The sequence below is a fragment of the Stenotrophomonas sp. YJH_SMC_58 genome, assembly GCF_059369635.1.
Genome location: NZ_JCAFSW010000006.1, coordinates 119,112 through 145,504 on the forward strand (window position 1 = coordinate 119,112; position 26,393 = coordinate 145,504).

22 protein-coding genes, 3 tRNA genes and 1 pseudogene are annotated in these 26,393 nt (G+C 67.3%); 8 read left to right on the forward strand and 18 right to left on the reverse strand.

The window, feature by feature from the left end; genetic code table 11:
* Positions 1–97: 97 nt before the first annotated feature.
* From AC5P68_RS10110 to AC5P68_RS10120, 3 genes are all read right to left on the reverse strand, one after another.
* Positions 98–376, reverse strand: a complete 279-nt coding sequence (locus AC5P68_RS10110) for a hypothetical protein (RefSeq protein ID WP_049453161.1) — start codon at positions 374–376, stop codon at positions 98–100.
* A 324-nt stretch (positions 377–700) separates the two neighbouring features.
* Positions 701–785: transfer RNA gene (locus tag AC5P68_RS10115), tRNA-Leu, on the reverse strand.
* Between the two features lie 50 nt (positions 786–835).
* A complete protein-coding gene (locus AC5P68_RS10120) occupies positions 836–1,735 on the reverse strand; it encodes a LysR family transcriptional regulator (protein ID WP_049452650.1) in 900 nt (299 codons plus the stop codon).
* Positions 1,736–1,834: 99 nt separating this feature from the next.
* On the opposite strand from AC5P68_RS10120, the gene AC5P68_RS10125 reads away from it, so the two are divergent.
* The gene (locus tag AC5P68_RS10125) at positions 1,835–2,581 is read left to right on the forward strand and encodes a sulfite exporter TauE/SafE family protein (RefSeq protein WP_032966543.1); all 747 of its coding nucleotides are present in this window, start codon (positions 1,835–1,837) and stop codon (positions 2,579–2,581) included.
* A 56-nt stretch (positions 2,582–2,637) separates the two neighbouring features.
* Here the strand turns inward: AC5P68_RS10125 and AC5P68_RS10130 are convergent.
* Positions 2,638–2,722: transfer RNA gene (locus AC5P68_RS10130), tRNA-Leu, on the reverse strand.
* Positions 2,723–2,927: 205 nt separating this feature from the next.
* A tRNA-Leu gene (locus tag AC5P68_RS10135) sits at positions 2,928–3,012 on the reverse strand.
* 359 nt (positions 3,013–3,371) lie between these two features.
* Between AC5P68_RS10135 and rnr the strand changes: the two are divergent.
* The 4 genes and pseudogenes from rnr to AC5P68_RS10155 form a co-directional block, all read left to right on the forward strand.
* Positions 3,372–5,600 (forward strand): annotated as a pseudogene (gene rnr, locus AC5P68_RS10140) (ribonuclease R); the annotation flags it as partial.
* Between the two features lie 94 nt (positions 5,601–5,694).
* Entirely contained in the window at positions 5,695–6,177 is a 483-nt protein-coding gene (locus AC5P68_RS10145; RefSeq protein WP_033834106.1) for a GFA family protein, read from the forward strand.
* A 152-nt stretch (positions 6,178–6,329) separates the two neighbouring features.
* Entirely contained in the window at positions 6,330–7,073 is a 744-nt protein-coding gene (gene rlmB, locus AC5P68_RS10150) for a 23S rRNA (guanosine(2251)-2'-O)-methyltransferase RlmB (RefSeq protein WP_005408775.1), read from the forward strand.
* 30 nt (positions 7,074–7,103) lie between these two features.
* Positions 7,104–7,337, forward strand: coding sequence for a hypothetical protein (locus AC5P68_RS10155; RefSeq protein WP_423373280.1), 234 nt, complete (start codon positions 7,104–7,106; stop codon positions 7,335–7,337).
* On the opposite strand, the gene AC5P68_RS10160 is transcribed toward AC5P68_RS10155, so the two are convergent.
* Genes AC5P68_RS10160 through AC5P68_RS10170 form a run of 3 tightly spaced genes read right to left on the reverse strand, consistent with a single transcriptional unit; the run spans position 7,309 to position 11,944 of the window.
* Entirely contained in the window at positions 7,309–8,748 is a 1,440-nt protein-coding gene (locus AC5P68_RS10160; protein WP_033834108.1) for an efflux transporter outer membrane subunit, read from the reverse strand. The two genes, AC5P68_RS10155 and AC5P68_RS10160, sit on opposite strands and share 29 nt — an antisense overlap.
* Positions 8,745–10,703, reverse strand: a complete 1,959-nt coding sequence (locus tag AC5P68_RS10165) for a MacB family efflux pump subunit (RefSeq protein WP_005412764.1) — start codon at positions 10,701–10,703, stop codon at positions 8,745–8,747. Before AC5P68_RS10165 ends, AC5P68_RS10160 begins: the two co-directional genes overlap by 4 nt.
* Complete coding sequence (locus tag AC5P68_RS10170; RefSeq protein WP_049402699.1) at positions 10,700–11,944, reverse strand: efflux RND transporter periplasmic adaptor subunit; 1,245 nt, start codon at positions 11,942–11,944, stop codon at positions 10,700–10,702. The genes AC5P68_RS10165 and AC5P68_RS10170 overlap by 4 nt, the downstream gene beginning before the upstream one ends.
* A gap of 204 nt (positions 11,945–12,148) precedes the next feature.
* Here AC5P68_RS10170 and AC5P68_RS10175 point away from each other — a divergent pair, with 204 nt between their 5' ends.
* The 3 genes from AC5P68_RS10175 to AC5P68_RS10185 all read left to right on the forward strand — a co-directional run bounded on the left by AC5P68_RS10175 (position 12,149) and on the right by AC5P68_RS10185 (position 17,503).
* On the forward strand, positions 12,149–12,877 hold the full coding sequence (locus AC5P68_RS10175; RefSeq protein ID WP_005408779.1) for a response regulator: 729 nt from the start codon (positions 12,149–12,151) through the stop codon (positions 12,875–12,877).
* A gap of 6 nt (positions 12,878–12,883) precedes the next feature.
* The gene (locus tag AC5P68_RS10180; RefSeq protein ID WP_005408780.1) at positions 12,884–14,293 is read left to right on the forward strand and encodes an ATP-binding protein; all 1,410 of its coding nucleotides are present in this window, start codon (positions 12,884–12,886) and stop codon (positions 14,291–14,293) included.
* A 177-nt stretch (positions 14,294–14,470) separates the two neighbouring features.
* A complete protein-coding gene (locus AC5P68_RS10185) occupies positions 14,471–17,503 on the forward strand; it encodes a ligand-binding sensor domain-containing diguanylate cyclase (RefSeq protein WP_049433551.1) in 3,033 nt (1,010 codons plus the stop codon).
* 191 nt (positions 17,504–17,694) lie between these two features.
* Here the strand turns inward: AC5P68_RS10185 and rnt are convergent, their stop codons facing one another.
* The 10 genes from rnt to pstS form a co-directional block, all read right to left on the reverse strand.
* Positions 17,695–18,345 (reverse strand): ribonuclease T, encoded by a 651-nt coding sequence (gene rnt, locus AC5P68_RS10190; protein WP_032965690.1) that lies wholly within the window; start codon positions 18,343–18,345, stop codon positions 17,695–17,697.
* Positions 18,346–18,514: 169 nt separating this feature from the next.
* Positions 18,515–19,036, reverse strand: coding sequence for an HvfX family Cu-binding RiPP maturation protein (locus AC5P68_RS10195; protein WP_231522178.1), 522 nt, complete (start codon positions 19,034–19,036; stop codon positions 18,515–18,517).
* A gap of 26 nt (positions 19,037–19,062) precedes the next feature.
* Positions 19,063–19,818 carry an HvfC family RiPP maturation protein gene (locus AC5P68_RS10200; RefSeq protein WP_288419941.1) on the reverse strand — a complete coding sequence of 252 codons (756 nt, stop codon included), beginning with the start codon at positions 19,816–19,818 and terminating at the stop codon, positions 19,063–19,065.
* Positions 19,811–20,686: an HvfB family MNIO-type RiPP peptide maturase gene (locus tag AC5P68_RS10205; RefSeq protein WP_288419939.1), complete on the reverse strand. Its 876-nt coding sequence runs from the start codon at positions 20,684–20,686 to the stop codon at positions 19,811–19,813. Before AC5P68_RS10205 ends, AC5P68_RS10200 begins: the two co-directional genes overlap by 8 nt.
* On the reverse strand, positions 20,673–21,029 hold the full coding sequence (locus tag AC5P68_RS10210; protein WP_033834113.1) for a hypothetical protein: 357 nt from the start codon (positions 21,027–21,029) through the stop codon (positions 20,673–20,675). Before AC5P68_RS10210 ends, AC5P68_RS10205 begins: the two co-directional genes overlap by 14 nt.
* 258 nt (positions 21,030–21,287) lie before the next feature.
* Positions 21,288–21,995, reverse strand: a complete 708-nt coding sequence (phoU, locus tag AC5P68_RS10215; RefSeq protein WP_005408787.1) for a phosphate signaling complex protein PhoU — start codon at positions 21,993–21,995, stop codon at positions 21,288–21,290.
* Positions 21,996–22,059: 64 nt separating this feature from the next.
* Positions 22,060–22,890, reverse strand: a complete 831-nt coding sequence (gene pstB, locus AC5P68_RS10220; RefSeq protein ID WP_005408788.1) for a phosphate ABC transporter ATP-binding protein PstB — start codon at positions 22,888–22,890, stop codon at positions 22,060–22,062.
* 19 nt (positions 22,891–22,909) lie between these two features.
* Positions 22,910–23,773, reverse strand: coding sequence for a phosphate ABC transporter permease PstA (pstA, locus tag AC5P68_RS10225; protein ID WP_005408789.1), 864 nt, complete (start codon positions 23,771–23,773; stop codon positions 22,910–22,912).
* Entirely contained in the window at positions 23,773–24,741 is a 969-nt protein-coding gene (gene pstC / locus AC5P68_RS10230; RefSeq protein WP_005412771.1) for a phosphate ABC transporter permease subunit PstC, read from the reverse strand. Before pstC ends, pstA begins: the two co-directional genes overlap by 1 nt.
* Before the next feature lie 82 nt (positions 24,742–24,823).
* Entirely contained in the window at positions 24,824–25,912 is a 1,089-nt protein-coding gene (pstS, locus tag AC5P68_RS10235; protein ID WP_049431316.1) for a phosphate ABC transporter substrate-binding protein PstS, read from the reverse strand.
* Positions 25,913–26,393: the final 481 nt, after the last annotated feature.

A 26,393-nucleotide genomic window follows, 5' to 3' on the forward strand; every position in this document is an offset into this window, starting at 1 on the left:
ACCGTGCTGTATTTTGACCCCGCCGCGAGGCGGGGTTTTTGTTGGGGCGACGCTGGTCGCGCGGGCATTGCCCTCGGGGTGGTGCAACGGCGCAGGTTCAGCGCGTGCGATAGACGCGTTTGAACACCACCCGGTCGGAAGACCATCGGGAAATGGCCCAGATCCCCGCCACAAGTATGGCGCCGCATGCGAGCCAGCCGGCAGTGGCCTGAAATCGGCTGCCGACAAGTGCGCCGCAGATGATGGCGGCGACAAAGACAAGCATTACGGCCTCCTTTGATGCGCCGTAGTGGACCTCGGCCTGGCATCCCACGCATACGCTTACGCCGTGGTTCGAGCCGGTATGGCAGTGTGGGCAGATGATGCTGCGCTGCATTGGTGCGTCCTTTGGGGGAGAGGAGGGGCGCTGGTCAGGTCGTGGCGATACACCTGCAACCGGCTCCCGCAAATCTGCCTCCCACCGAAAAGGAATCGGGTGGATCTCGACTAGGAAAAGTACGAATTGAACGGGGAACGTGAAATGCGCCCCAAAAGGGGGCCGTTCAAGGTCTGGTGACGACGCGCCAGGAGGAGGTATGCACCCGCAGACGACGCCCGGACGGTGCGAGATACGACAGTCCGAGTGGCGGTTGCGATGCCAGGATCGCCAAACCCCGGAAACGAAAAAACCCGCTTTCGCGGGTTTGATCATCTTGAGTCGTGGTGCCCAGGAGAGGACTCGAACCTCCACGGTTTTACCCGCTAGTACCTGAAACTAGTGCGTCTACCAATTCCGCCACCTGGGCGACTCAGGAGATGAATTGTGCGGGACGGCAGAGAGTGTGTCAACAACATTTCACACATTTTTCTGCGGCTGCACGCCCAGGTGAAGCAGCAGGCTGCGCATCGCCGGTGACAGCTGCGCCCATCCGGCGAAACAGGCGCACAGGCGGCGCTGTGCCCACGCATCTGCAAGCGGAACCGCAACAGTACGGGTATTGCGTCGATGATGGCGGGCGATGGTGCGCGGCACGATGCCGACACCAATGCCGTGGCCGACCATGATGCACACGCCTTCGAAGGTCTTCATGCGGATGCGCACGTCCAGGCGTCGCCCGATGCCGCGTGCCTGGTCTTCGATGTAGGCCTGCAGTGCATTGCCGTCGGCCAGCGCGACGAAGGTCTCGCCGGCAACATCGGCGAAGGCCACGCTGCGCCGCGATGCGAACCGGTGTTCCGCGGGCAGCAGCATCACCAGTGGATCTTCGGCGACCACGTGCTGCTGCAGGCCGGCAGCGTCGACCGCATCACTGATGATGCCGGCTTCGGCCTGGCCAGCGTTGATCGCACGCACGACTTCGGGGCTGGTGCGCTCCAGCAGTTCCACGTGCAGGCGCGGGCGTTCGGCCAGCCACGGTGCCAGCCGCGAAGGCAGGTAGTTGGTCAGTGCTGCGGTGTTGGCATACAGATGCAGTGTGCCGCGCGCGCCGTGCGCGAACGCCTGCAGTTCACCGCGCAGCTGCGCCTGCTGCTGCAGGATCAATCGTGCATGGTGGGCGAGGGCGGCGCCGGCTTCGGTCAGGCTGACGCCGCGGGGGTGCCGGTTCAACAACGCGGTGCCGGCATCGGCTTCGATCGTGCGCAGGCGTTCGCTGGCCGACGCCAGTGCCAGGTTTGCCTGCGCTGCGCCGGCCGTGATGCTGCCCGCCTCGGCAATCGCCAGGAACAGGCGCAGGTCGGCGATATCCATCCGCATGTGATGCCCTCATCGCAACGGCTGCGCCTTCGGATCAGCCGAAGGCAAGGCCGGAAACACCGCATTGTGCGCCGAGCGGCCGGCCGATCCAATGAAGGCATGAATGAATCGATGTACTTCTACGTGCTGCTGGTGGTGGTGTTCGTGCTGGCCGGTGTGGTCAAGGGTGTGACTGGGATGGGGTTGCCGACGGTGGCGATGGGGCTGCTGGGCAGCACGCTGTCGCCGGTGTCGGCCGCGTCGATGCTGTTCATTCCCACTTTCGTCACCAATGCGTGGCAGCTGTTGTCCGGGCCGTCACTGGACCGCATCGTGCGGCGCCTGTGGCCGATGATGCTGGCCGTGGTGGTGGTGACGCTGGGCTCGGCGGCGCTGCTGGTGCGGGTCGATCGCACTTGGTCGCGCGTTGCGCTGGGCGTGGCATTGGTGGTCTATGCCGCCTATGCGTTGCTTGCGCCGGTGTTCCGCGTGCAGCAGCGGCGCGAGCGTTGGCTGGGGCCGCTGGTGGGTGCGTTGTCGGGCGTGGTGACCGGCGCCACCGGCGTGTTCGTGATGCCGGCGGTGCCGTACCTGCAGTCGCTGGGGTTGCAGCGCGAGGAGCTGGTGCAGGCGCTGGGGCTGGCGTTCACGGTGTCAACGGTTTCGCTGACCGCCGGCCTGGTGCTGCACGGCGCATTCGGCATCCAGCAGCTGGGGCTGAGTGCGCTGGCGGTGCTGCCGGCATTGCTGGGCATGTGGCTGGGGCAGGTGATCCGGCAGCGCATCAGTGCGCGGGTGTTCCGGGGCTGCTTCCTGGGTTTCCTGCTGCTGCTCGGGCTGGAACTGGTGCTGCGGCCGCTGCTCTGATGCCGGATTCCGGGCATGAAAAAACCCGCTCTCGCGGGTTTTTCTCATTCTCGACGTGGTGCCCAGGAGAGGACTCGAACCTCCACGGTTTTACCCGCTAGTACCTGAAACTAGTGCGTCTACCAATTCCGCCACCTGGGCGTCGAGGAGCGAGATTATGGGGTGTTGTTACGGGGGTGTCAACACTTTTTCTGGATCCGGTGTCGGACCCCGTTTCGCGTGCGGAGCGGGCTCCGACCCCATCTCACTCGCTTGGGGTCGGAGCGCTTTCCTTCGGAAAGGAATTCGGCCCCGTTGCTGGATTGCAGGCAAAAAAAATCCCCGCCGAAGCGAGGAGTTTTTTCGTTGGTGCCCAGGAGAGGACTCGAACCTCCACGGTTTTACCCGCTAGTACCTGAAACTAGTGCGTCTACCAATTCCGCCACCTGGGCGTTCCAGAGGCGCAATTGTGAAGATGAATTCGCAGGCTGTCAACGACTTCCTGAATATTTTTCACGCAAGGCCTTCAAGACGGCCACTGACCCGTTCTGCACGCCGTCAACGGCTACCATGTAGGGCGATGACTACCAAAAAACCAAGCAAGGGCGGGAGCATCTCCCGCAGCCAGGCCCCGAAGAAGGGCGCCAAGGCGGGCACGGCCCGCGCCACCAAGCCGGGCAAGCCGTTGCCGGGCTGGTTCCCTGAATTGAATGAAGGCGGTGCACCGCCGCGTGGCCGCAAGGGCCGCAGCAGCGACGCACCGGGCCCGGCCCCGGGCCGCAAGTTGCCGCCGACCGGCAAGGTGATCGACGATCCCTATGCCGCCCGCGAAGCAGAGAAGTACGAACAGCCCATCGCCAGCCGCGAAGCCATCCTGGCCCTGCTGGAGCGTTGCGAAGGGCCGCAGACGGCAGAGGAACTGGGCGCACGCCTGGGCCTGACCGCCCCGGACCGCGCCGAAGCACTGTCGCGCCGGCTCGGCGCCATGGTCCGCGACGGCCAGCTGGTGCAGAACCGCCGCGGGGGCTTCGCCCCGATCCAGACCCTGAACCTGGTCACCGGCGTGGTGATCGCCAACCCGGAGGGGTTCGGCTTCCTGCGCCCGGTCGAGGGCGGCGACGACCTGTTCCTGCCGCCGTATGAAATGCGCAAGGTCATGCACGGCGACAAGGTGCTGGCCCGCGTGACCGGCATCGACCACCGTGGTCGCCGCGAAGGCAGCATCGCCCGCGTGCTGGAGCGCGGCATGACCCGCCTGATCGGTCGCTTCAGCATCGAGATGGGCATCAACTACGTGGTGCCCGACGACAAGCGCGTGCAGCGCAACGTGCAGGTGCCGCCGGACCAGACCGGTGGTGCGCGCGACGGCCAGCTGGTGGTCTGCGAACTGACCCAGGCGCCGGACAGCCGTCGCCCGCCGATCGGCCGCATCATCGCCGTGCTCGGCGACAAGCTGACCGCCTCGCTGGTGGTGGAGACCGCCATCCACGGCCATGAACTGCCGTTCGAGTTCCCGCAGGAAGTGCTGGACGAAGCCGCCTCGGTGCCGCTGGTGGTCGAGCCGGCGATGATCGGCGACCGCGTCGACCTGCGTAGCATGCCGCTGGTCACCATCGATGGCGAGGATGCCAAGGACTTCGACGACGCGGTGTACTGCGAGCCGAACGCCGATGGCTTCCGGCTGGTGGTGGCGATTGCCGATGTCTCCAACTACGTCCGGCCCGGCACGCCACTGGACGAAGAGGCGCAGAAGCGTGCCACCTCGGTGTACTTCCCGGGCTTCGTGGTGCCGATGCTGCCGGAGACGCTCTCCAACGGGATCTGTTCGCTGATGCCGAAGGTCGACCGCATGTGCTTCGTCTGCGACATGCAGATCGACCGCGACGGTCTGGTCACGCATTCGCGCTTCTACGAAGCGGTGATGAACTCGCATGCGCGCCTGACCTACACCCAGGTGTGGAAGGCGGTGGGTGAGGACGACGCCGATACCAAGGCCTGGATGGGCGACTTGCTGCCGCAGGTGCAGCGCCTGCACCAGCTGTACAAGGTCCTGTCCAAGGCGCGTGCCAAGCGTGGCGCCATCGAGTTCGAAAGCAGCGAAGTGCGCTTCGTGCTGGACAACCGCGGTGAAGTGACCCAGGCCGGCATGCTGGTTCGCAATGACGCGCACAAGCTGATCGAGGAATGCATGATCGCGGCCAATGTGGAGGCGGCGAAGTACCTGCTGTCGCGCCATGTGCCGGCCCCGTACCGCATCCACGAGAAGCCGCCGGAAACCAAGTACGCCGACCTGCTGGAATTCCTCAAGGAGTTCAAGCTGAGCCTGCCGCCGTGGTCGAAGGTGCGCCCGGGCGATTACACCAAGCTGCTGAAGAAGATCCGCGACCGCCCCGATGCCACGCTGCTGGAATCGGTGCTGCTGCGCAGCCAGAGCCTGGCGATCTACAGCCCGGAAAACCACGGTCATTTCGGCCTGGCACTGGAGGCGTACGCGCACTTCACCTCGCCGATCCGCCGTTACCCCGACCTGCTGGTACACCGCGCGATCAAGCACGCGCTGTCCGGCAAGCCGCTGGACAAGTTCACCTACAACGCGCGCGAAATGGCTGCGCTGGCGCTGCAGTGCTCAGAGCGCGAGCGCCGTGCCGATGAAGCCGAACGCGAGGTCGACGAGCGTTACCGCGCGGCGTGGATGGAAAAGCACGTGGGTGGCCAGTTCGATGGCGTGATCAGCGGCGTGACCAGCTTCGGCCTGTTCGTGGAGCTGGATGAGTCGAAGGTGCAGGGCCTGGTGCACGTGACCCAGCTGCCGCAGGACTATTACAAGTTCGACGCGACCCGCAAGACGCTGACCGGCGAGCGCCGCGGCAGCAGCTACCGGCTGGGTGACCGCGTGCGGATCCTGGTCCTGAAGGCCAGCATGGAAGAGCGCAAGATCGACTTCCGCCTGGTCGAACACAAGGGCGAGGACGAGGGCGACGGCCTGCCGCCGCTGCCGGAGCGTGGCAAGCCGGCCAAGCGGAAGAAAGAGAAATACTGATGACCGTGGTAGTGCCGGCCGCTGGCCGGCATCCATGGCACCCTCGGCACCGACGGGTTGCCGGCCAGCGGCCGGCACCACCAGGAGACATCGCATGCAAGGCCAACCCGAATACAGTGGCGGCTGCCAGTGCGGCGCGATCCGCTTCCAGGTGCGTGGCGCGCTGACCGACAGTTCGATCTGTCATTGCCGGATGTGCCAGAAGGCCTTCGGTGCCTACTACGCACCGCTGGTGTCGGTGCGCGGCGTGCAGTTCAGCTGGACCCGCGGCCAGCCGCGCTATTTCCAGTCCTCCAACGTGGTGCGCCGGGGCTTCTGTGCCGACTGCGGCACGCCGCTGAGCTACGAGGCGCCGGACGGCGTAGCGGTGGCGGCCGGCGCCTTCGACGAACCGGAACGCCTGCCGCCGACCATCCAGTACGGGGTCGAGCGCAAGCTGCCGTTCGTCGATACGTTGGCCGGTCTGCCGGCCCGTCGTACCGAGGAAGACATCGCGGCGCTGGAGTTCCTGGCCACCATCGTGTCCCATCAGCACCCGGACCACGACACGCCGCACTGGCCGCCGCGCAGCCGGTAACGCCCCTGTAGCGCCGGGCCCAGGCTCGGTTGGCAGGTCGCCGCGGCCTCAGCCCGGGCAGCGAGCGCAGGCTCGGCTCAACAGGAGCCCCGCCGCAGCGCCCGGCCCGCCGATGCTCTACCATAGCCACCCCCTTTCCGGTCCCCGCCCGCATGAGCAAGAACAGCCAGTGGATCGTCGGCGTCAACGCCGTCGCCTCCTCCATCGAGAACGACGCCGAGAACGTCCGCGAAGTGCTGGTCGAGGCCGGTGCGAAGAACCCGCGCCTGACCGAGATCGAGGAAAACGCTCGCCGCAAGGGCATCGACGTGCGCAAGGTGAACAGCCAGGCGCTGGACGGTGTCGGCGGTTCGGTACGCCACCAGGGCGTGGCCGCGCGCTATGCCGCCGCCCGCACTTACAGCGAGAACGAGCTGGAAGGCCTGGTCACCGCAGCCGAGGGCAAGGCCCTGCTGCTGGTGCTGGACGAAGTGCAGGACCCGCACAACCTTGGCGCTTGCCTGCGCTCGGCGGCTGCCGCAGGTGCCACTGCCGTGATCATCCCCAAGGACAAGTCGGCCACGGTGAACGCGACCGTGCGCAAGACTTCGGCCGGTGCCGCCGATCTGATCCCGGTGGTGGCGGTGACCAACCTGTCGCGTTGCCTGAAGGACCTGCAGAAGCAGGGCGTGTGGATCTACGGCCTGGCCGGCGAAGCCACTGCGTCGCTGTACCAGCTGGACCTGAAGGGCAACATTGCCCTGGTGCTGGGTGGCGAGGCCGATGGCCTGCGCCGCCTGACCCGCGAGAACTGCGATGGCCTGGTCAAGATCCCGATGCCGGGCGAGATCGAGAGCCTGAACGTCTCCGTTGCCGCCGGCGTCAGCCTGTTCGAGGCCGTGCGCCAGCGCGGTTGATTTCGGGGTCGGTTCCCTTTTCCATGTGCCGTGTCGACCAAGGTCGACATCTACCGGGTCGTTGCCGTGTCGACCAAGGTCGACACCTACCGGATCGTTGCCGTGTCGACCAAGGTCGACACCTACCGGATCGTTGCCGTGTCGACCAAGGTCGACACCTACCGGATCGTTGCCGTGTCGACCAAGGTCGACACCCAGCGGGTAGTCGCCAACCTGGGTTGGCGCTCTTGCCGCCTCACCCCGCGCTGCCGCCCAGTGCCTTGAACAGGGTGACGTCGTTGTTCAGCTGGCCCTGGCGCACGCGCGCCAGCGACAGCTCGGCATCACGCCTGGTCTGCTGGGCCTCCAGCCAGGTGCGCAGGTCGGTGGCACCTACGCGGTAGCGCACTTCCTGCGCGCGCTCCACTTCCACCGCTTCGTCATACGAAGCCTGCGAGGCCGCCACCTGGCGCGCCAGCTGCTCGCGTGCCGACAGCGCGTTGTCCACTTCCGACAGCGCGGTGTACAGCGTCTTGCGGAAATTGGTCGCGGCGATCTGATAGCTGGTGCCGGCGATGTCGGTATCCAGCTGCGCGCGCTGCAGGTTGAGGAACGGCAGCGACAGGCCGGCGCCCAGCGTGGCCACCGGGTTGCGCAGCACGTCACCCAGCGACGTTGCACTGGAGCCGAGGCTGCCGGTCAGGCTCAGCGCCGGGTAGTACTGGGTAGCGGTCACCTTGATGGTCTTCAGGCTGTTGCGCAGGCGAAGTTCGGCCGCGCGCAGGTCGGGACGGCGGCCGAGCAGCTCGGCCGGCAGGCCTTCGTTGATCCCGGGGCTGCGTGCGCCCAGCAGGTCCTGCGGTTCGTCCTGCTGCGGCCAGGGCGTGCCGTCCAGCAGCACGGTCAATGCATTGCGCACCTCCACCCGCTGCTGTTCCAGCGCGCTCTGCGAGGAACGCTGCGACTGCAGGTTCTGCAGCGCCTGGCGCACTTCCAGGCGCGATACCGCACCAGCGTCGAAGCGGGCCTGCACCAGGTCGCGGGTGCGCTCCAGCCGCTCCAGGTTGGCCTGGCCGGTGGCGATGGACTGGTTGAGATAGGCCAGGTTCCAGTACTGGGTGATGGTGTCGCCGATCACCAGCAGCGCGGTGTTCTGCCGGTCTTCCTCGCTGGCCTCGGCTTCCCAGCGGGCGATGTCGCGCTGGGTGCGCAGACGGCCCCAAAGATCGACCTCCCAGCCCAGCGAGACGCCGGTGGAATAGCTGCGGCGCCAGTCGTCGGCCTGATCGGTGGCGCGGCTGGCATTGCCGCTGACGCCGGACGACGAAGGCTGCGGCCACAGCGCATTGCTGGCCAGGCCGGCCTGCAGGCGCGATCGCTGCACGGCCAGGCCAGCGGCGGCCAGATCGCTGTTGGCGGCCAGCGCCTGCGCCACCAGGCGATTCAGTCGTTCATCGCCGAAGCCCGTCCACCAGCTGTCCTGGCGGATATCGCGGCCCGGTGTATCCAGGCTGCTGCGCGGGTCGTCGGCCGGTGCGTTGAGGGTGGCATCGCCACGGCCGTAGCTGGCCGCCACGTCGGGGGCCTGCACCGGGTAGCGGCCCACTGATGCACAGCCAGAGAGGGCGAGCAGAACAGCGCCCACCAGCAGCAGGCGCGAGGGAGCAGGGAAGGGCAGTCGGGTCATCATCTTCATTCGCGGGCCAGGGCCTCCACCGGGTCCAGCTGCGCGGCGTTGCGCGCGGGCAGGAAGCCGAATGCCACGCCGATCAGGGTCGAGCAGGCGAACGCGGCAACGATCGAGGCGGTGGAGAACAGCACCTGGAAGTCACTGGCGAAGCGGCCGATCATCGAGCCCAGCAGCAGGGCCAGGCCGATGCCGAGCAGACCACCGAGCAGGCACACCAGCACCGCTTCGATCAGGAACTGCTGGCGGATGTCACTCTGCCGTGCCCCCACCGCCATGCGTACGCCGATTTCGCGGGTGCGCTCGGTCACCGAGACCAGCATGATGTTCATCACGCCGATGCCGCCGACCAGCAGCGCGATGGCGGCGATGGCGCCGATCAGCAGGGTCATCGTGCGCGTGGTCTGCTCGATGGTCTGGCGGATCTCTGCGCTGTTGCTGAGGAAGAAGTCCTCGGTGCCGTGGCGCAGGGTCAGCAGGCGGGTGATCGCTTCCTGCGCCGCATCCATCGGCGTGTCGTCGTCCACGCGCACGGTGATGCTGGAAACGTGGCTCTGGCCGAGCATGCGCGACATCACCGTGGTGTAGGGCACCCACACGCTGAGGCTGGTGCTGCCACCAAAGCCGAAGCTCTGGCGCTTGGCCACGCCGACCACGCGTGCCGGTACGTTGCCGAGCAGGATCACCTGGCCGACCGGATCGACATCGGGGAAGAACTGGGTCTGGGTGTTCTCGTCGATCACCGCCACCTGGCCGAGGCCCTTCACCGCGTCGGTATCGAAGAAGCTGCCGCTGAGCAGGGTCACGCCCTTGACCCGGAAGAACTGCTCGCCGACGCCACTGACCTGGGCCGTGGAGGACTGGTTGCGGTAACGCGCGGTGACCGAGGTCGACACGCTGGGGGTGGCGCTGTCCACGTAGCTCTGCTTTGCCAGTGCATCGGCATCGCTGGCCTTGAGCGTCTGTACCCGCGCCGAGCGCATGTCACCGAAACCACGGCCGGGATAGACGTCGATGGTGTTGGTGCCGAGCGCGCTGATGTTCTGCAGGATCTGCTGCTGCGAGCCATTGCCCAGCGCCACCACCGAGACCACCGAGGCGATGCCGATGATGATGCCGAGCATGGTCAGGAAGGTGCGCAGCCGATGTGCGTTCATCGCCAGCAGGGCCATGCGGAACGCTTCGGTGAAGCGGTCACGGGCCGCCCGCCAGCTGTTGCCGCGGGCCACGCCGGTGCTGGCCTCGCGCTGCGCGCGGTAGGTCGGTGCGTTCGGATTGGTGCGGTCGGCGATGATCTCGCCATCGCGGATTTCGATGATGCGCTGCGCGTGTTCGGCCACGCTCATGTCGTGGGTGACGATGATGATGGTGTGGCCTTCGGCGTGCAGCTCGCCGAGGATCGCCATCACTTCCTCGCCGGATTTCGTGTCGAGCGCGCCGGTCGGTTCGTCGGCCAGGATCACCTCGCCGCCGTTCATCAGCGCACGTGCGATCGACACGCGCTGCTGCTGGCCACCGGACAGCTGGCCCGGCTTGTGGTGCATGCGGTCGCCCAGGCCCAGCCGCTGCAGCAGCTGCTCGGCACGCGCGTTGCGCACCGGGCCGGGGCTGCCGGCATACACCGCCGGTACCTCCACGTTGCCGCGCGCATCCAGGTCGCCCAGCAGGTGGTAGCGCTGGAAGATGAAGCCGAAATGCTCGCGGCGCAGTTCGGCCAGTTCATCCGGCGCCATCCTGCCGGTTTCGCGGCCGGCCACCTGGTAGCTGCCACGGGTGGGGCGATCGAGACAGCCGAGGATGTTCATCAGCGTCGACTTGCCCGAGCCGGACTGGCCGACGATCGCCACCATCTCGCCGGCGTGGATGTCGAGATTGACGTCGCGCAGGACGGCGATCACATCATCGCCAGCCGGGAATTCGCGTCGCAGGTCGCGCAGGCGCAGCAGCGGCGCCTTCGTGCTCATCGGCGCGGACCCATGCCCGGGCCGCCGACCCGCATCTGCATGCCGCCGCGGTTGCCGCCGCCGGCGCTGGCACCGGCCGCACCGGCTTCGCCCACCACCACGCGTTCGCCTTCCTTCAGCCCGGACAGGATTTCGGCCGAGGCGCCGTTGTTGATGCCCACGGTGACCTTGCGCGGTTGCGGCTGGCCCTTGTCGTCCAGCACCCGCACCATGCGCTCGTTGCCGCGGCGCTTCGGTCCCAGCGCCACCGCCGGCACCATCAGCACGTCCTTGGCCTGCTTGAGCAGTACCGAGACCTGCGCGGTCATGTCGATGCGCAGGGTGCCGTCCGGGTTCTCCACGTCGAACAGGGCGTTGTAGTAGACCGCGCTGCTGGAACTGGAGCTGGACGAACTGCTGGAGCTGGACGAATTCTCGTTGGCGATCGAGGCCGGTGCCGGATTGATCTGGCGCAGGGTGGCGTGGTACTTGCGGTCCGGGTCGCCCAGCGTGGTGAAGTACACCGGCATGCCGGCCTTGATCTTGACCACGTCGGCCTCGGAGATCTCTGCGTTGACGGTGACCACGTCCAGCCGCGCCAGCATCACGATGGTGGGCGCGGTCTGGTTGGCGTTCACGGTGCGGCCTTCCTCGGCCACCACCGCCACCACGGTGCCGTCCATCGGCGCGGTGATGCGGGTGTAGGCCAGGTTGGCACGGGCGGTGCCCAGTTCGGTTTCGCGGCCCTTGATCTGCGCCTCGTAGGACTGCAGCTGGGCGCGGGCGGTCTTCAGCTGTGCCTCGGCGGCATCGTATTCCTGGCGCGAGGTGGCTTCGGCGGCCAGCATCTGCTGCTGGCGCGCGAACTCCAGTTCGGCCTGGCGCAGGGTGGCCTGCTGCACGGCACGCTGGGCGGTGACCTGGTCCAGCGAAGCCTGCGCGTTGAGGACCTGGTTCTGCTGGGTGGTGGCGTCGATCTCGGCGATCAGGTCGCCTTCCTTCACGGTGTCGCCCAGCTGCACCTTCAGCGACTTGATCTGGCCCGAGGCCTGGGCACCCACGCTGACCAGCTTGTAGGCGTCGATCACACCGGTGGCTTCCACGGTCTGCTCGATGTCGCCGCGGCTGACCGGCGTGGTCGCCACCGCCGGGGCGGCGGGTTTGCGCAGCAGCCACCAGGCGGCGACGGCCACGATGAGGGCGAGCAGGGCGATCAGTATCAGGCGACCACGGCGGGTCGCGGGCAACAGGCGGAACGTCACGTCGTGGCTTCACTCTCGGGGCCGCGGCGGCGGCGTTGGTGGGCATTGTGAAGACCGGGCGACAGGCGGCTCAATCCTCGGGGTATGTCTCTATGTAACACTGTCGGTGAATACGCGTAACCACAGGTATCCCGCTCATGGCTGGATACACTGGTACGCATTGCCCCGGATGCGGTTCAGCTGCCGACACGGGATGATCGCGACATGGAGACTGAAAACACGATGCATCGACTGCTGATCGTCGACGACGACAACGACATCCGCACCCTGCTGGCCGAGCAGCTCGGCCGTGCCGGTTACCAGGTGAGCACCGCCGCCGATGGCACCGCCATGCGCCAGCTGCTGGACCGCGAGCACGTGGACCTGATCGTGCTCGACCTCAACCTGCCGCGCGAGGATGGCCTGACCCTGTGCCGCGACCTGCGTGCGCGCTCGAACACCCCGGTGATCATGCTGACCGCGCGCGCCGAGCCGATCGACCGCGTGCTCGGCCTGGAAATGGGCGCCGACGACTACCTGGCCAAGCCGTTCGAACCGCGCGAGCTGCTGGCGCGCATCCGCAACGTGCTGCGCCGGACCGAGGCGCTGCCGGCCAACCTGGAGCCGCTGGCGGTGCGCCGTGCGCGTTTCTCGCGCTGGGTGTTCGATCTGGAGCATCGCCACCTGGTCGATCCGGATGATCGCGTGGTGGTGCTGTCCGGTGCCGAGTTCCGCCTGCTGCGCGTGTTCATCGCCCATGCCAACAAGGTGCTGTCGCGCGAACAGCTGGTCGCGCTCAGCAGCGGCCGCAACTACGAGGCGCAGGATCGCGCGATCGACCTGCAGGTCAGCCGCCTGCGCAACAAGCTGGGCGATGACGGTGGGCCGGATGGCCTGATCAAGACCGTGCGCAACGAAGGCTACGTGCTGGCCTCCTCGGTGAACCTGGAATAAGCCGTCATGAAGCGCCTGCGCCATTTCCTGTCCTCGATGGTCGGGCGGTTGTTCGTGATCCTGCTGTTGGGCATGAGCGTGGCTGCGATCGGCGCGACCATGCTGGCCACCTCCAAACGCCAGCAGGAGTTCGAGCGGCAGAACCTGAACCGCATCGCCGACCGCCTGCAGGGCTACGTCAACCTGCTCGATGGCAATCCAGAACTGCGCGAGCGACTGCTTGAGATCGGTGGGCCCAGCGTGCGTGCGCTGCAGCCCGGCGCGCGCCTGGGGCGGGCGGATACCGCACTGATGGAAGTCCTGGATGACCGGCCCGGCCCGGTGTCGCGCGCGCATGTGCACTTCACCTCGTTCCGTTCCTGCATTCCCAAGCTGCAGGATCTGCTGCCGCCACCGCCGCCGGGGCACCGGCGGCATCCGCGTGAGCGCGATCCGGCCTTCATTCCGCCCAAGTGCCGCGCGGTCGATGTGACGCTCAACGACGGTACGCTGTTGAAGCTGGCGCTGGATTCGCCGGCGGTGGCCCACAACGGCATTCTGGCCGTGGACCCGTGGTTCCTGACCCTGCTGGTGCTGGCCATCGCGGTGCTGGCCTACATCGTCGCGCGCATGGCCAGTGCGCCGCTGCAGGAGCTGGCGGCAGCCGCGGAGGATCTCGGCGACGATCTGCAGCGCGATCCACTGCCGTTGCGCGGGCCGCGCGAGGTGCAGCGCGCCGCCGAGGCCTTCAATGCCATGCAGCACCGCCTGCAGCGGCACCTGGCCGAACGCACGCAGATGCTGGCGGCGATCACCCATGACCTGCAGACCCCGTTGACCCGCCTGCGCCTGCGCCTGGAGAACGTCAGCGACGAGGTGCTGCGCGAGCGCCTGATCGGCGATCTGGCGGCGATGCAGGCACTGGTGCGCGAAGGCCTGGAGCTGGCCCGCAGTGCCGAGAGCGCCGAGCAGCGCGCCGCGCTGGATCTGGATTCGCTGCTGGAAAGCATCGTGGAAGACGCCGCCGAGGGCGGTGCCGACGTGGTCTTCGAGGGCGGCACCGGTGCGGTGCTGATGTTGCGCCCGCTGGCCATGCACCGGCTGTTCTCCAACCTGGTGGATAACGCCGTGATGTATGCCCACCGCGTGCGCGTGCGGGTGGAGCGCAGCGGCGGCACGATCACGGCGATGGTGTCCGACGACGGCCCGGGCCTGGCGGAAGACCAGCTGGAGGCCGTGTTCGACCCGTTCGTGCGGGTGGAAACCTCGCGTTCGCGGGAAACCGGCGGCGCCGGGCTGGGCCTGACCATCGCGCGCGCCCTGGCCGAGAAGGATGGCGCGCGGCTGTGGCTGCGCAACCGTGCCGAGGGCGGTCTGGAGGCGGTCGTGCAGTGGCCGGCCAGTGCGCAGGTGGTGCCGCCTGGCCGGCCCGGCTGAGTCCCGCCGGACGCACGCGATGACGCCGGGGCCAGGGTTTGGCCTATCATCTGCGCATCTCCCCAGTTTCTCCCCGATGAGTCAGCCCGTTCCTGACGGCACGCCGTTCCGCGTTGCCCGGTCGTTCCCGCTTGCTGCCATGCCCTGCAGCTGCTACCGGCCACTGCCGCCGAGCTGATGGGCAGGTCAGGGGACAACGGGTGCTGGGTGGAGCGCCGCGTTTCGAAGGCCAGGCAGGCACTGCAGCGCGGTCTGCTGTGGCTGTTGCTGGTGCTGGCGCTGCCGCTGCCGCTGGCCGCGCAGGAGGGCGCGCCGCCGCTGCGCGACTACGCCATCGACGTGTGGACCTCGCGCAATGGCCTGCCGCACAACTCCCTGCGCGATATCGCGCAGACCCCCGAGGGGCACCTGTGGTTTGCCACCTGGGAAGGCCTGGTCCGCTACAACGGCCTGGATTTCACCGTGTTCGACCGCAGCACCCGCCCGGGGCTGCGCGACAACGGCATCGGCGCACTGCTGGTCGATCGGCAGGGAGGGCTGTGGATCAGTGATTCGCGCGGTAACGTCAGCCATCGTGGCAACGACGGCCAGTGGCGGGTCTGGGAGCATCAGGCCGGCACCCCGCAGGTGCTGATCCAGTCCATGCAGATGGACAGCCAGGGGCGCCTGTGGCTGCTGTACGAAGGCAAGGGCATCGGCTATCTCACCCCGGACAAGGGCATCGTCTACCAGGCCCCGGCGGCCGACCTGCCGATGGCGATGAGCTTCACCAAGCTGGTGGTCGATGCGCAGGACCGGGTCTGGGTTGGCACGCTTGACGGGCTGGTGCTGCGCGACAACGACGGCGTGCTCAAGCGCGCGCCCGCGGCGTGGGGCCTGGGTGCCGGCACCGGCCTGTCCTGGCCGTACCGGGCTCCTGATGGCGCGCTGTGGATCGTCGCTGGCGAGCGCCTGTACCGCGTGGAGGACGATCAGCTGGTGCTGGTGCACCGGCTGCCGGGACAGCTGCACATGACCTCGATGCTGCAGGACCGGCACGGCGACCTGTGGCTGGGAACCGAGAACCAGGGTCTGCTGCGGATCTCGGCGCATGGCCTGGAACGATTGCCGGCCGGCCTGAACCTGCCGGGCGGGCGCGTGGTCAGCCTGCGCGAGGATGCCGAAGGCAGCATCTGGGTGGGGGCCAACGGTGGCCTGTACCGCCTGCGCGAAACACTGTTCAGCAGCTACACCGAGCGCGATGGCCTCAGTGGCGACTATGTGCGCACGGTGCTGGAGGACCGCGACCGCCAGTTGTGGGTCGGTAGTGCCAGTGGTCTCGACCTGCAGACACCCGATGGCCGCTTCCGCGCGGTTCCCCTGCACAACCGCGGCGGCAAGGCGCCATCGGTATTGAGTCTGGCGCAGGGCCCGGACGGCGACCTGTGGGTGGGTACGTTCGGCGACGGCGTTTACCGGCTGGACCGCGATGGCAGTCTCCGCCACAACTATGCGGCAGCCGACGGCATGCCGGGTGGCAACATCCGCGCGATCAGTGTCGATCCGCAGGGCAGGGTCTGGGCGGGTACGCAGAAGGGCGTGGTACGCATCGACGGCGACCGGGTGCAGGTGTCGACTGCCCCGGGCATGCCCGGTGGCCTCATCACCGCACTTGAGCATGACCACCAGGGCAACCTGTGGATCGGCACCATCGAGGGCATCCGCGTGCTGCGTGGCGACCACGTGCAGTCGATCGACCTGGCACCGATGGGCGGGGGCCGCAGTGTGTTCGGTTTCCACCAGCTGGGCGACGCGATGTGGATCAGCAGCGACCGCGGCCTGTACCGTTGGCTCGACGGAAAGCTGGCGCGCGTCGGCCTGGAGCAGGGCATGCCGGTGGATGCGGTGTTCCAGCTGGTGCCGGATCGTCTTGGCAACGTGTGGATCAGCAGCAACCGCGGCGTGCTGCGCACCGACATGGCGACCCTCAATGCCGTGGCCGATGGTCGTGCACCGCGCGTAGTGGTGGAGCGCTACAACGAGATCGACGGCATGGCCAACGCGCAGGCCAACGGCAGCTCCGGGCCATCGGCCATCCTGCGCCAGGACGGCACCTTCTGGGTGGTCACCGCCGGAGGCCTGAGCACCGTCGACCCGCAACGCCTGCAGCGCTTCCGCGAGCGCCCATCACCGCCGGCAGCGATCGAGAGCGTGCAGGTGGATGGCGCACCCGTGCATTGGGAGGGCCCGGATCGCAACTACATTCCCGGCGGCCGACGTCTGGCGGTGAGCTATGTGGGCCTGAGTTACCTGATGTCGGACCGGATCCGCTATCGCACGCGGCTGGATGGCCTGGACACCGGCTGGGTCGAGCGCGGCCCGCAGCGCAGCGTCGAGTTCGTCGGCCTGCCTCCGGGTGACTACACCCTGCACGTGTCGGCGGCGCATCCAGGCGGGGCCTGGGGCCAGCAGGAAGCCGTGTGGAGCTTCACGGTGGAGCCGTTCTGGTGGCAGCGCCGCAGCGTGCAGATGCTGGGCGGGCTGCTGCTGCTGGCCGGGCTGGTTGTGCTGTACCGCCTGCTGCTGCAGCAGCTGAAGGCCAGCAACCTGCGCCTGGCACGGCGCGTGGACGAGGCAACCTTCGACCTGCAGGCCAAGACCGTGCACCTGCAGGCGCTGAACCAGGAAAAGACCGAACTGGCCGAGCGCCTTGCACGGCAGGCCGAGGCCTTCGAGCGGCAGGCGCGCGAGGATGCGCTGACCGGGCTGGCCAATCGCCGTGCCTTCGACGAAACGCTGGCGCGCGACTTCGCCCGCTCACAGCGCAGCGGCCACCCGCTGTGCCTGGTGGTGCTGGACATCGACCACTTCAAGGACGTCAACGACCGGCACAGCCACAGCATCGGCGATGCTGTGCTGGTGCAGGTGGCCCGACTGATCGCCGCGGCCTGCCGCGACTCGGACCTGCCCGCGCGCACCGGTGGCGAGGAGTTCGCGCTGCTGCTCAACGACACCCGCCTGGAAGAAGCCGCGCAGCTGTGCGCGCGCCTGCGTGGCCTGTTCCATGACCACCCCGACTGGGCCGGAGTAGCGGGCCTGCGCGTGACCTTCAGCGCAGGCCTGGTGGAACTGGATGCCGATGACCGCACCCCGGCGCTGCTGTACCAGCGCGCCGACCGCGCGCTGTACCGCGCCAAGAGCGACGGCCGCGATCGTACGAGTATTGGTTGATCGCATCCACGCATGGCGTGGATCTACTGGTGTTGTCGTACCAACCGGCGGTGCCGACCAACGGTCGGCACCCACCAGAGAAGTGCGGCTAAGCCCCCAGGGACGGGTTCACGGCGTCCCCCGCGAACCCACCTTGTCCGGCCCGACCGCTGATTTGCTTCACGCCACGAGGGGCTCCGCCGTTGGGCGCTTCACCGCGGCCAGGCGTTGGCGATGGTGCAGAACAATCGTGCGGTCTGTTCGGTGTCATACACCGCGCTGTGTGCTTCGTTCGCATCCCAGCCCAACCCGGCGGCCGTGGCTGCACGCGCCAGCACCGTCTGCCCGTAGGCGATGCCGGCCAGGGTGACGGTGTCGAACACGCTGAACGGATGGAACGGATTGCGCTTGTGGCCGGTCCGGGCCACAGCGGCGTTGACGAAGCCCAGGTCGAAATGGGCGTTGTGGCCGACCAGGATCGCGCGCTGGCAGCCGTACTTCTTCATCGCCGCGCGTACCGGGGTGAAGATGTGGTCCAGTGCGGCCTTCTCTTCCTTGGCCAGCCGGAACGGGTGGTCGAGGATGATGCCGGTCACTTCCAGCGACTTCGGGTCGATCTCCAGGCCCTCGGCCGGCACCACATGGGCACTGGCGGTCTGGCCGGGGTAGAGCAGGCCGTTCTCGTCCATCTCGATCGGCACCGCGGCGATTTCCAGCAGGGCGTTGCGCTGGCTGTCGAAGCCGCCGGTTTCCACGTCCACCACCACCGGCAGGAAGCCGCGGAAGCGTTGTGACATCGCGCGCTGCGCCTGGGGGATTGCGGAATCGGAGGCGGCGGCAGGTGCGGGAGTGGGGTCATTCATGCGTGAATTCTATCAGAGCGGCCTCAAGCGCCCGGCCAGCCTGTGGCGCACGGATTCCCTGCGCAGGAGCGTGTCGACCAAGGTCGACACCCACCGGTGCACCGCGCGCCCACGATTCCGGTAGGTGCCAACCTTGGTTGGCACACAACGCGCCGACCAGGGTCGCCATTTACCGGACTGCGGGCCGTGCCGTCGTGCCCGATGGCTGCCACCGTGCCAACCACGCATCCACGCTCAGCCTGCCGGCGCCGCTGAAAATCAACGGCAGCAGCATCGCCATGAACAGCACCGGCAGCTTGAAGTTGCCGAAGCCCTGGTCAGTGATCGCATAGCCCATCGCGAGGTCACCCAGCGAGTCCCATTGCATCGGCCAGTGCACGGCGTAGGTGGCCACCACGGTCAATACCAGCAGGCTGGCGGCGGCGAAACGCGTACCGAAACCCAACAGCAGGCAGGCCGCGCCGACCAGTTCGAACCAGGTCGCCAGCTGCCAGTTCAGCGTGCTCGGCAGCTGATCGAACGGGAACGGAAAGGCATCCTGCAGGTCGGCGAACCAGTTCTGGCCGTGCAGTTTCTCGCGGCCGGATTCGAAGTACTCCCAGGCCAGCAGCAGGCGCAGGCCGAGCGGGGCCAACCAGGGGGCGAGACGGTCCAGCTGGCCACGCGCGGTGGCCAGGATCGGAAGGTTCATCAGGGGGTCTCCGCGAATGAGGTGTGTCAGGGAGGGGGTGTGAGCGGGCCGATCACGCCGGCCTGCAGGAACTGCCGCAGCAGCGCGGCGCCGGGTCCGGCCAGCGCGTCCTCGGCCAGGCCGTGCGCGGCGGCCAGACGCTGCAGGTAGGCCTGACCATCAAGGCCGGGCTGTTCGCCGATGCTGGACAGCAGGAACACCGCCAGAGGGCTGAGCGTGGCGAATCGCACCTCGCCGTCGGCATCGCGGCGCACCAGAAGGCCAGTCGGCTCGGCCGGCGGCTCGGTCGGTGCGTCCTCAGCGCCGAGCCGGTGCACCGGCCACTGATACAGCAGCGGCCATGCCAGCGGCGAGCGCTGCAGAGGCACCCGAACCGGGTCGGTGTCGTCCTGCGCCGGCAGCGGTTCGGCATCCAGCTGGTACAGCGCGGTTTCCACCCACTCGTAGTGGGCCAGTTCGGCCAACGCTGGATGCGGCAGCTGTGGCTGCGCCTGCAGCCACTGCACGAATTCGGCGGCCAGTTCGGTGAACAGCGGTGTCTGGCAGCGATGGGTCGCGAAGTACTGGCGCACCAGTCCGCTCCAGGCCGGTTCGCCGAGCAGGCGCACGCAGACCGGGAAGCCGTTGCTCAACAGGCCAAGCAGGTTGTTGAACAGCAGTCGTTGGTATACCGCGACCCGGTGTGATTCCAGCCCGGCCGGTGGCGGCACGCCCTGTGGATCACGCAGATGGGCAGTGAATGCGTGCTGCTGCGCGCGCAGCGTGTCGGGAGCATCAGCCATGTGCGCTCCCGGCGTGCGTCGCCTGCAGGCGGCGGATGGTCTGCAGCTCGCCCTGCAGTTCGGCGTAGGGCGGGAAGTTGAAATCGCGCTCAAGCAGGGTGGGGCGCGGGCCGATGCGCGCATAGGTGCGTGCCAGCAGGGCCCAGACCGGGTCGATCACCGCACTGCCATGGGTATCGATCTTCAGGTCCGGTGCCTCGTCCAGGTGCCCGGCCACGTGCAGGCAGACGATGCGTTCTGCTGGCAGCCCGGCAATGAAGGTGTCGGCGTCGTAGCCGTGGTTGCAGGCGTTGACGTAGACGTTGTTGACGTCCAGCAGCAGGTCGCAGTCGGCCTCGGCGAGCACGGCGTTGGTGAAGGCCAGCTCGTCCATCGCCGGCTCCGGCGCCAGATAGTAGGACACGTTCTCCACTGCGATGCGGCGACCCAGCAGATCCTGCACACGGGCGATGCGTGCGGCGGTATGGCGCACCGCTTCGTCGGTAAATGGAATCGGCAGCAGGTCGTACAGGTGGCCGTCGTCGCTGCAGTAGCTCAGGTGCTCGCTGTACAGCGGCACGCGGTGCTTTTCCAGGAACTGGCCGACCTGTTCCAGCAGCTGCGTATCCAGTGGCGCGCTGCCGCCCAGCGACAACGACAGGCCGTGGCAGCTCAACGGATGGCGCTGTGCCAGCTCGGCCAGTGCATCCCCGGCAGGACCACCGACATGGATCCAGTTCTCCGGCGCGCATTCGAGGAAATCGAAGTCGCCCGCCGGTGCATCACGCAGCTCCTGCAACAGCGCCCGGCGCAGCCCCAACCCGGCGGCCGCCGCACGAAGCGGCGACCGCGGGCTGACGACGCTGGCGCGGACGTCAGTGCTTGCCACCGCACTTGCCTTCGCCACACTTGCCTTCGGCCGCCTTCTTGTCGCCGGACGTGGCCTTGGCGCCTGCCGCAGCGCCGGCAGCCTTGCCCTTGTCGGCGCCGCACTTGCCTTCGGCGGTCTTGCCGTCGGTGCCACACTTGCCTTCGGCATGCTTGGTCGCGTCAGCGGCCATCTTGGTGTCGGCGGCCTTGGCGTCGGTACTGGCCTTGGCTGCCTGTCCGGCAACCAGGTAGCCCTGGGCGAGGTCGCTCATGCTCAGGGCCGAGGCACTGGCGGTCATGCCCAGGCCGGCGGCCAGGGCGGTAGCAGTCAGCAGGGACAGGGTCTTGTTGGAACTGCTCATCGGTCGTGCTCCTGGGTGGTGTGGGCGGGTGCCCGGATGGCCGGCAGGGATGCCGGTGGAAACGATGGTGCAGCGATCCTACTCAACGAATCCTCGCCAAGAACTCAAATTTTCGTGAGGTTTGTTACAGAAGCATCCGGAAGGTTCGCACCGGGCAAGCCCGGCGCCCACAACGCGGGTGGAACACCCCAAAAAAGAAGGCCGCTGTCACCAGGACAGCGGCCACCTTGGAGTCGACTCCGGTGTTGCAGTGCAGCGTCAGGGCTGGCCGGTGCTGGAGGTCTCGTCGCGCTTCTCGCGCGGCGGCAGCGGCTGCTCCCCGTGCACCAGGAACCACACGTTCTCGGCGATGTTGGTGGCGTGGTCGCCCACGCGCTCCAGGTTCTTGGCCATGAACAGCAGGTGCGTGCACGGGGTGATGTTGCGCGGGTCTTCCATCATGTAGGTCAGCAGCTCGCGGAACAGCGCGGTGTACTGCGCGTCCAGGCGGGCGTCGTCCTCGCGCAGTTCCAGTGCGGCGTCGGCGTCGTTGTCGCGGTAGGCGGCAATGGCACGACGGACCTGCTGCGCGGCCAGGCGGCCCAGCGCACGCAGGCCCTGGATCTGCGGCAGCGGCGGCACCTTGCCCAGCGCGATCGAACGCTTGGCGACGTTCGCTGCATAGTCGCCGATGCGTTCGATGTCGGCCGGGATGCGCAGGCCAGCGAGGATCTCGCGCAGGTCGCGCGCCATCGGGCCGCGCAGGGCCAGGCGCATCACGTCATGGCTGATCTGCTGCTCCAGCGCATCAATGGCTTCGTCGTTGGCGATGATGCGATGGGCGGCGTTCTCGTCGCGCTTCTCGATCACGTCCATCGACGCTTCGAGCTGGGCGACGGCCATCTCGCCCATGCGCACGATTTCGGCCACCAGGCGCTGCTGCTCTTCGTCGTAGCTCTTGACGATGTGGTCGTTGGGAAGGTTCATGGTCTGCAATCCGGGTAGAGCCAGGCCGTGCCTGGCTGGACATGTGGCGAAGGATCAGCGTCGATCAGCCGAAGCGACCGGTGATGTAGTCCTCGGTCTGCCGCTGCGACGGCTGCGAGAAGATCACTTCGGTGCGGTCGTGCTCGATCAGGTCGCCCAGGTACATGAAGGCGGTGTAGTCGGAAACGCGCGCGGCCTGCTGCATGTTGTGGGTGACGATGACGATGGTGTACTCGTGCTTGAGCTCTTCCACCAGCTGCTCGATGCGGCTGGTCGAGATCGGATCCAGCGCCGAGGTCGGCTCGTCCAGCAGCAGCACCGACGGGCGCAGCGCCACGGCACGGGCGATGCACAGGCGCTGCTGCTGGCCACCGGACAGGCCCAGCGCGCTCTGCCCCAGCTTGTCCTTCACTTCGTCCCACAGTGCGCCCTGGCGCAGTGCCTGCTCGACGCGGTCGGCCATGTCGGCCTTGCTCAGTTTCTCGTGGTGGCGGATGCCGTAGGCCACGTTCTCGAAGATGGTCATCGGGAACGGCACCGGCTTCTGGAACACCATGCCGACCTTGCTGCGCAGGCGGTTCATCGGGTACTTCGGCGACAGGATGTTTTCGCCGTCCAGCAGCACTTCACCGCGCGCTTCCAGCTTCGGGTACAGCGCGTAGATGCGGTTGAAGATGCGCAGCAGGGTCGACTTGCCGCAACCGGAGGGACCGATCAGCGCGGTCACGCGCTTTTCCGGAATCTCCAGGTTGATGCCCTTCAGGGCGTGGAACTTGTCGTAGTAGAAGTCCAGTCCACGTGCAGCCAGCTTCACCGGCGACGGCGTGTGCAGGCTCTCGTGCGAGGACGGCACGGCGATGCGCTGCATCGGCACGGCGTTGGAAAGGTCGTTCATGGCGTTGTCCACGGAAAGGTCAGTCATGGGAGATACGGTTGCGCAGCAGGATGCCGCGGGCGGCAAGGCTGACCAGCAACACGAAGACAGTCAGCACCAGGGCACCGGCCCAGGCCAGCACCTGCCAGGATTCATACGGGCTGCCGGCGAACTGGTTCATCACCACCGGCACCGAGGCCATCGGCTGGAAGATGTTGTTGTTCCAGTACTGGTTGCCGAAAGCGGTGAACAGCAGCGGCGCGGTCTCGCCGGAGATGCGGGCCAGCGCCAGCAGGATGCCGGTGATGATGCCGGCCGACGCGCTGCGGTACAGCACCTGCACGATCACCTTCCACTGCGGGATGCCCAGCGACAGGGCCGCTTCGCGCATCTGCGAGGGCACCAGCCGCAGCATCTCGTCGGTGGTGCGCACCACCACCGGCAGCACGATGAAGGCCAGCGACAGGGCACCGGCGAACGCCGAGAAGTTGCCGCCGGTCTGCATCACGTACAGGGTGTAGACGAACAGGCCCAGCACGATCGACGGTGCCGACAGCAGGATGTCATTGACGAAGCGGACCACGGTGCCGGCCTTGCGGGCGTTGCCGTACTCGGCCAGCCAGGTACCGGCTAGCACGCCCAGCGGCGTGCCGATGCCGATCGCCAGCGCACACATCACGGCACTGCCGAAGAAGGCGTTGGCGAGGCCACCGTCCTGCATCGGCGGCGGCGTCATCTTGGTGAACAGGTCCCAGTTGATGCCGGCCAGGCCTTTCGAGGCCAGGGTGAACAGGATCCAGCCCAGGAAGAACAGGCCGAACAGCGCGGTGGCGCAGGAGGCTGTGATCGCAACGACGTTGCCGATGCGGCGGCGCAGGTACAACGAATCAGCGGTGGTGGACATCAGTTGCCCTCCTTGCGGGACAGGCGCATCAGCATCAGGCGGGCGATGGCCAGCACCACGAAGGTGACGATGAAGAGGACGAAGCCGAGCAGCAGCAGGGCCGAGCGGTAGGTTTCAGTGGCTTCGCCGAAATCGTTGGCGATCAGCGCGGCGATGGTGGTGCCCGGCTCCAGCAGCGACGGCGACAGGCGCACGCTGTTGCCGATCACGAAGGCCACCGCCATCGTCTCGCCCAGGGCGCGGCCGAGGCCGAGGAAGATGCCGCCGATCACTGCCGAGCGGGTGTAGGGCAGGACGATGTCCCAGCTCACTTCCCACTTGGTGGAGCCCAGCGCGTACGCCGACTCCTTCAGGCGGGTGGGCACGGTCAGGAACACTTCGCGCATCACCGAGGAGATGAACGGAATGACCATGATGGCCAGCACGAAACCGGCGGTGAGCATGCCGATGCCCAGCGGCGGGCCCTGGAACATCGGGCCGATGATCGGCCATTCGCCCAGGGTCTCGTTGAGGAACGGGGTGACGTACTCGGTCATCACCGGCACCAGCACGAACAGGCCCCACATGCCGTAGATGATCGAGGGAATGCCGGCCAGCAGTTCGATGGCGGTACCGACCGGGCCACGCAGCCAGCGCGGCGCGACTTCGGTGAGGAAGAAGGCGATGCCGAAGCTGACCGGCACGGCGATGACCATCGCGATGACGGCGGTGACCAGGGTGCCGTAGATCGGGGCGAGCGCACCGAACTTGTTTTCGACCGGATTCCAGTCGGCGGAGAAGAAGAAGCTCAGGCCCTGCATCTGCAGGGCATGGCGGCCGCCCCACAGCATCGACAGCGCGGCGCAGGCCAGGGCGATCAGGACGAAGATGACGGTGCCGACCAGCACCCATCGGAACAGTTTGTCGTTGCGGGCATCACGCGCATCACGCGTGGACGGGGCGGCTACAGGCTGGGCGATGGCATTCATGGGGACGGCAGGGCCAGGAAGGGGCGGGGCGGCACGGCGTGGAAGAAACGGTGCCCGCGTGGGGCGGGCACCGTCGTGTCCATCACTTCAGGTCGGTCGCCCAGTAGGCCTCGATCTGCTTGACCAGTTCGGCCGGCAGCGGCACGTAGTGCAGCTCGTTGGCCTGCGCCTGGCCGTTTTCGAAGGCCCACTTGAAGAAGGCCAGGGTGTCCTGGTTGCGCTTGGCATCCTTCGGCTTCTTCTGCATCAGCATGAAGTTGGTGGCGGTGATCGGCCACGCCTGCTCGCCCGGAGCGTTGGTGATGACCAGGTTGAAGTCCTTGGCGCTGGCCCAGTCGGCGCTGGCGGCCGCGGCGGCGAAGGTTTCCGCGCTCGGCTCGACCCAGTTGCCGGCCGCGTTCTGCATGGCGGTGTACGGCATGCCGTTCTGCAGCGCGTAAGCCAGTTCGACGTAGCCGATCGAGCCCTTGATCTGCTTCACATAGGAAGCGACGCCTTCATTGCCCTTGCCACCGACGCCGTCCGGCCACTGCACCGAGGTGCCTTCGCCGACCTTGCTCTTCCACTCCGGGCTGACCTTGGACAGGTAGTTGGAGAAGTTGAAAGTGGTGCCCGAACCGTCCGAACGGTGGACCAGGGTGATCTTGCCTTCCGGCAACTTAACGTCCGGGTTGGCGGCGACGATGGCCGGGTCGTTCCAGGTCTTGACCTTGCCCAGGAAGATGTCGGCCAGCAGGGCGCCGCTCAGGCGCAGCTTGCCCGCTTCCAGGCCTTCGATGTTGACCACCGGCACTACGCCGCCGATGGCGGACGGGAACTGCGCCAGGCCGGCCTGGGCCAGCTCTTCGCTGCTCAGCGGCTTGTCGGAGGAACCGAAGTCGACGGTGCCGGCCTTGATCTGGGCAATACCGCCGCCGGAGCCGATCGACTGGTAGTTGATCTTGGCGCCGGTGCTGGTGTTGTAGTCAGCCGACCACTTGGAGACCAGCGGGAAGATGAAGGACGCGCCCGCGCCGGACACTTCGGCGGTCACCTTGGCACCGGCAGCGGCCGGGGCGGCGGCGCCGTCGGCAGCCGGCTGCTGCGCGGCCTGCTTGTCGCCACCGCAGGCCGACAGGCCCAGGGCGATGGCCAGGGAAAGGGCGGCGAGGCCGGCCGAGTGCAGTTTCATGGTCACTCCATAGCGGGGAAGAGCCGACGTGGTCGGCGGATGCGGCTATGAAATGATGTTTTTGTTACAGCCGTATTACGACCATGACAGGGGTGTCCTGGATCACGTTCTGACAAGGGTTTCACAGGATTGGCGCCGATCCGGCAGGTGCCCGGAAACCCCCGATCTGCGCACCGATATGACGGTCGGTTGGCCCTTGTAGAGTTGAGCCATGCTCGACTGCTCCCTGTTCTCGGTAGGTGCGGACCGTTGGTCCGCACGCTCCAGCACCCAGCCGAGCGTGGGCTCGTCTCTACAAACGCTCCTGCCTTTGCTCCTGCCTTCCATGACCCCACCGCGCCCCCGATGAACAGTCGAGAGGCGGTGGGCCAGGGCGTGCAGGACCGTCCACGGCATGGATGCCGTGGACGAGCCCCCAAAGGTGAGGGCGGTTTGCCTGCGAGGCACTGCCTCGCAAGCGCCCGAACGCACAGCCGTCAGC

Coding starts and splice junctions, on each gene's coding strand:
- AC5P68_RS10110 (WP_049453161.1), bottom strand. CDS start 376: ATGCAGCGCAGCATCATCTGCCCACACTGCCATACCGGCTCGAACCAC.
- AC5P68_RS10120 (WP_049452650.1), bottom strand. CDS start 1,735: ATGCGGATGGATATCGCCGACCTGCGCCTGTTCCTGGCGATTGCCGAG.
- AC5P68_RS10125 (WP_032966543.1), top strand. CDS start 1,835: ATGAATGAATCGATGTACTTCTACGTGCTGCTGGTGGTGGTGTTCGTG.
- AC5P68_RS10145 (WP_033834106.1), top strand. CDS start 5,695: ATGCAAGGCCAACCCGAATACAGTGGCGGCTGCCAGTGCGGCGCGATC.
- rlmB (WP_005408775.1), top strand. CDS start 6,330: ATGAGCAAGAACAGCCAGTGGATCGTCGGCGTCAACGCCGTCGCCTCC.
- AC5P68_RS10160 (WP_033834108.1), bottom strand. CDS start 8,748: ATGAAGATGATGACCCGACTGCCCTTCCCTGCTCCCTCGCGCCTGCTG.
- AC5P68_RS10165 (WP_005412764.1), bottom strand. CDS start 10,703: ATGAGCACGAAGGCGCCGCTGCTGCGCCTGCGCGACCTGCGACGCGAA.
- AC5P68_RS10175 (WP_005408779.1), top strand. CDS start 12,149: ATGGAGACTGAAAACACGATGCATCGACTGCTGATCGTCGACGACGAC.
- AC5P68_RS10180 (WP_005408780.1), top strand. CDS start 12,884: ATGAAGCGCCTGCGCCATTTCCTGTCCTCGATGGTCGGGCGGTTGTTC.
- AC5P68_RS10185 (WP_049433551.1), top strand. CDS start 14,471: ATGGGCAGGTCAGGGGACAACGGGTGCTGGGTGGAGCGCCGCGTTTCG.
- rnt (WP_032965690.1), bottom strand. CDS start 18,345: ATGAATGACCCCACTCCCGCACCTGCCGCCGCCTCCGATTCCGCAATC.
- AC5P68_RS10195 (WP_231522178.1), bottom strand. CDS start 19,036: ATGAACCTTCCGATCCTGGCCACCGCGCGTGGCCAGCTGGACCGTCTC.
- AC5P68_RS10200 (WP_288419941.1), bottom strand. CDS start 19,818: ATGGCTGATGCTCCCGACACGCTGCGCGCGCAGCAGCACGCATTCACT.
- AC5P68_RS10210 (WP_033834113.1), bottom strand. CDS start 21,029: ATGAGCAGTTCCAACAAGACCCTGTCCCTGCTGACTGCTACCGCCCTG.
- phoU (WP_005408787.1), bottom strand. CDS start 21,995: ATGAACCTTCCCAACGACCACATCGTCAAGAGCTACGACGAAGAGCAG.
- pstB (WP_005408788.1), bottom strand. CDS start 22,890: ATGAACGACCTTTCCAACGCCGTGCCGATGCAGCGCATCGCCGTGCCG.
- pstA (WP_005408789.1), bottom strand. CDS start 23,773: ATGTCCACCACCGCTGATTCGTTGTACCTGCGCCGCCGCATCGGCAAC.
- pstC (WP_005412771.1), bottom strand. CDS start 24,741: ATGAATGCCATCGCCCAGCCTGTAGCCGCCCCGTCCACGCGTGATGCG.
- pstS (WP_049431316.1), bottom strand. CDS start 25,912: ATGAAACTGCACTCGGCCGGCCTCGCCGCCCTTTCCCTGGCCATCGCC.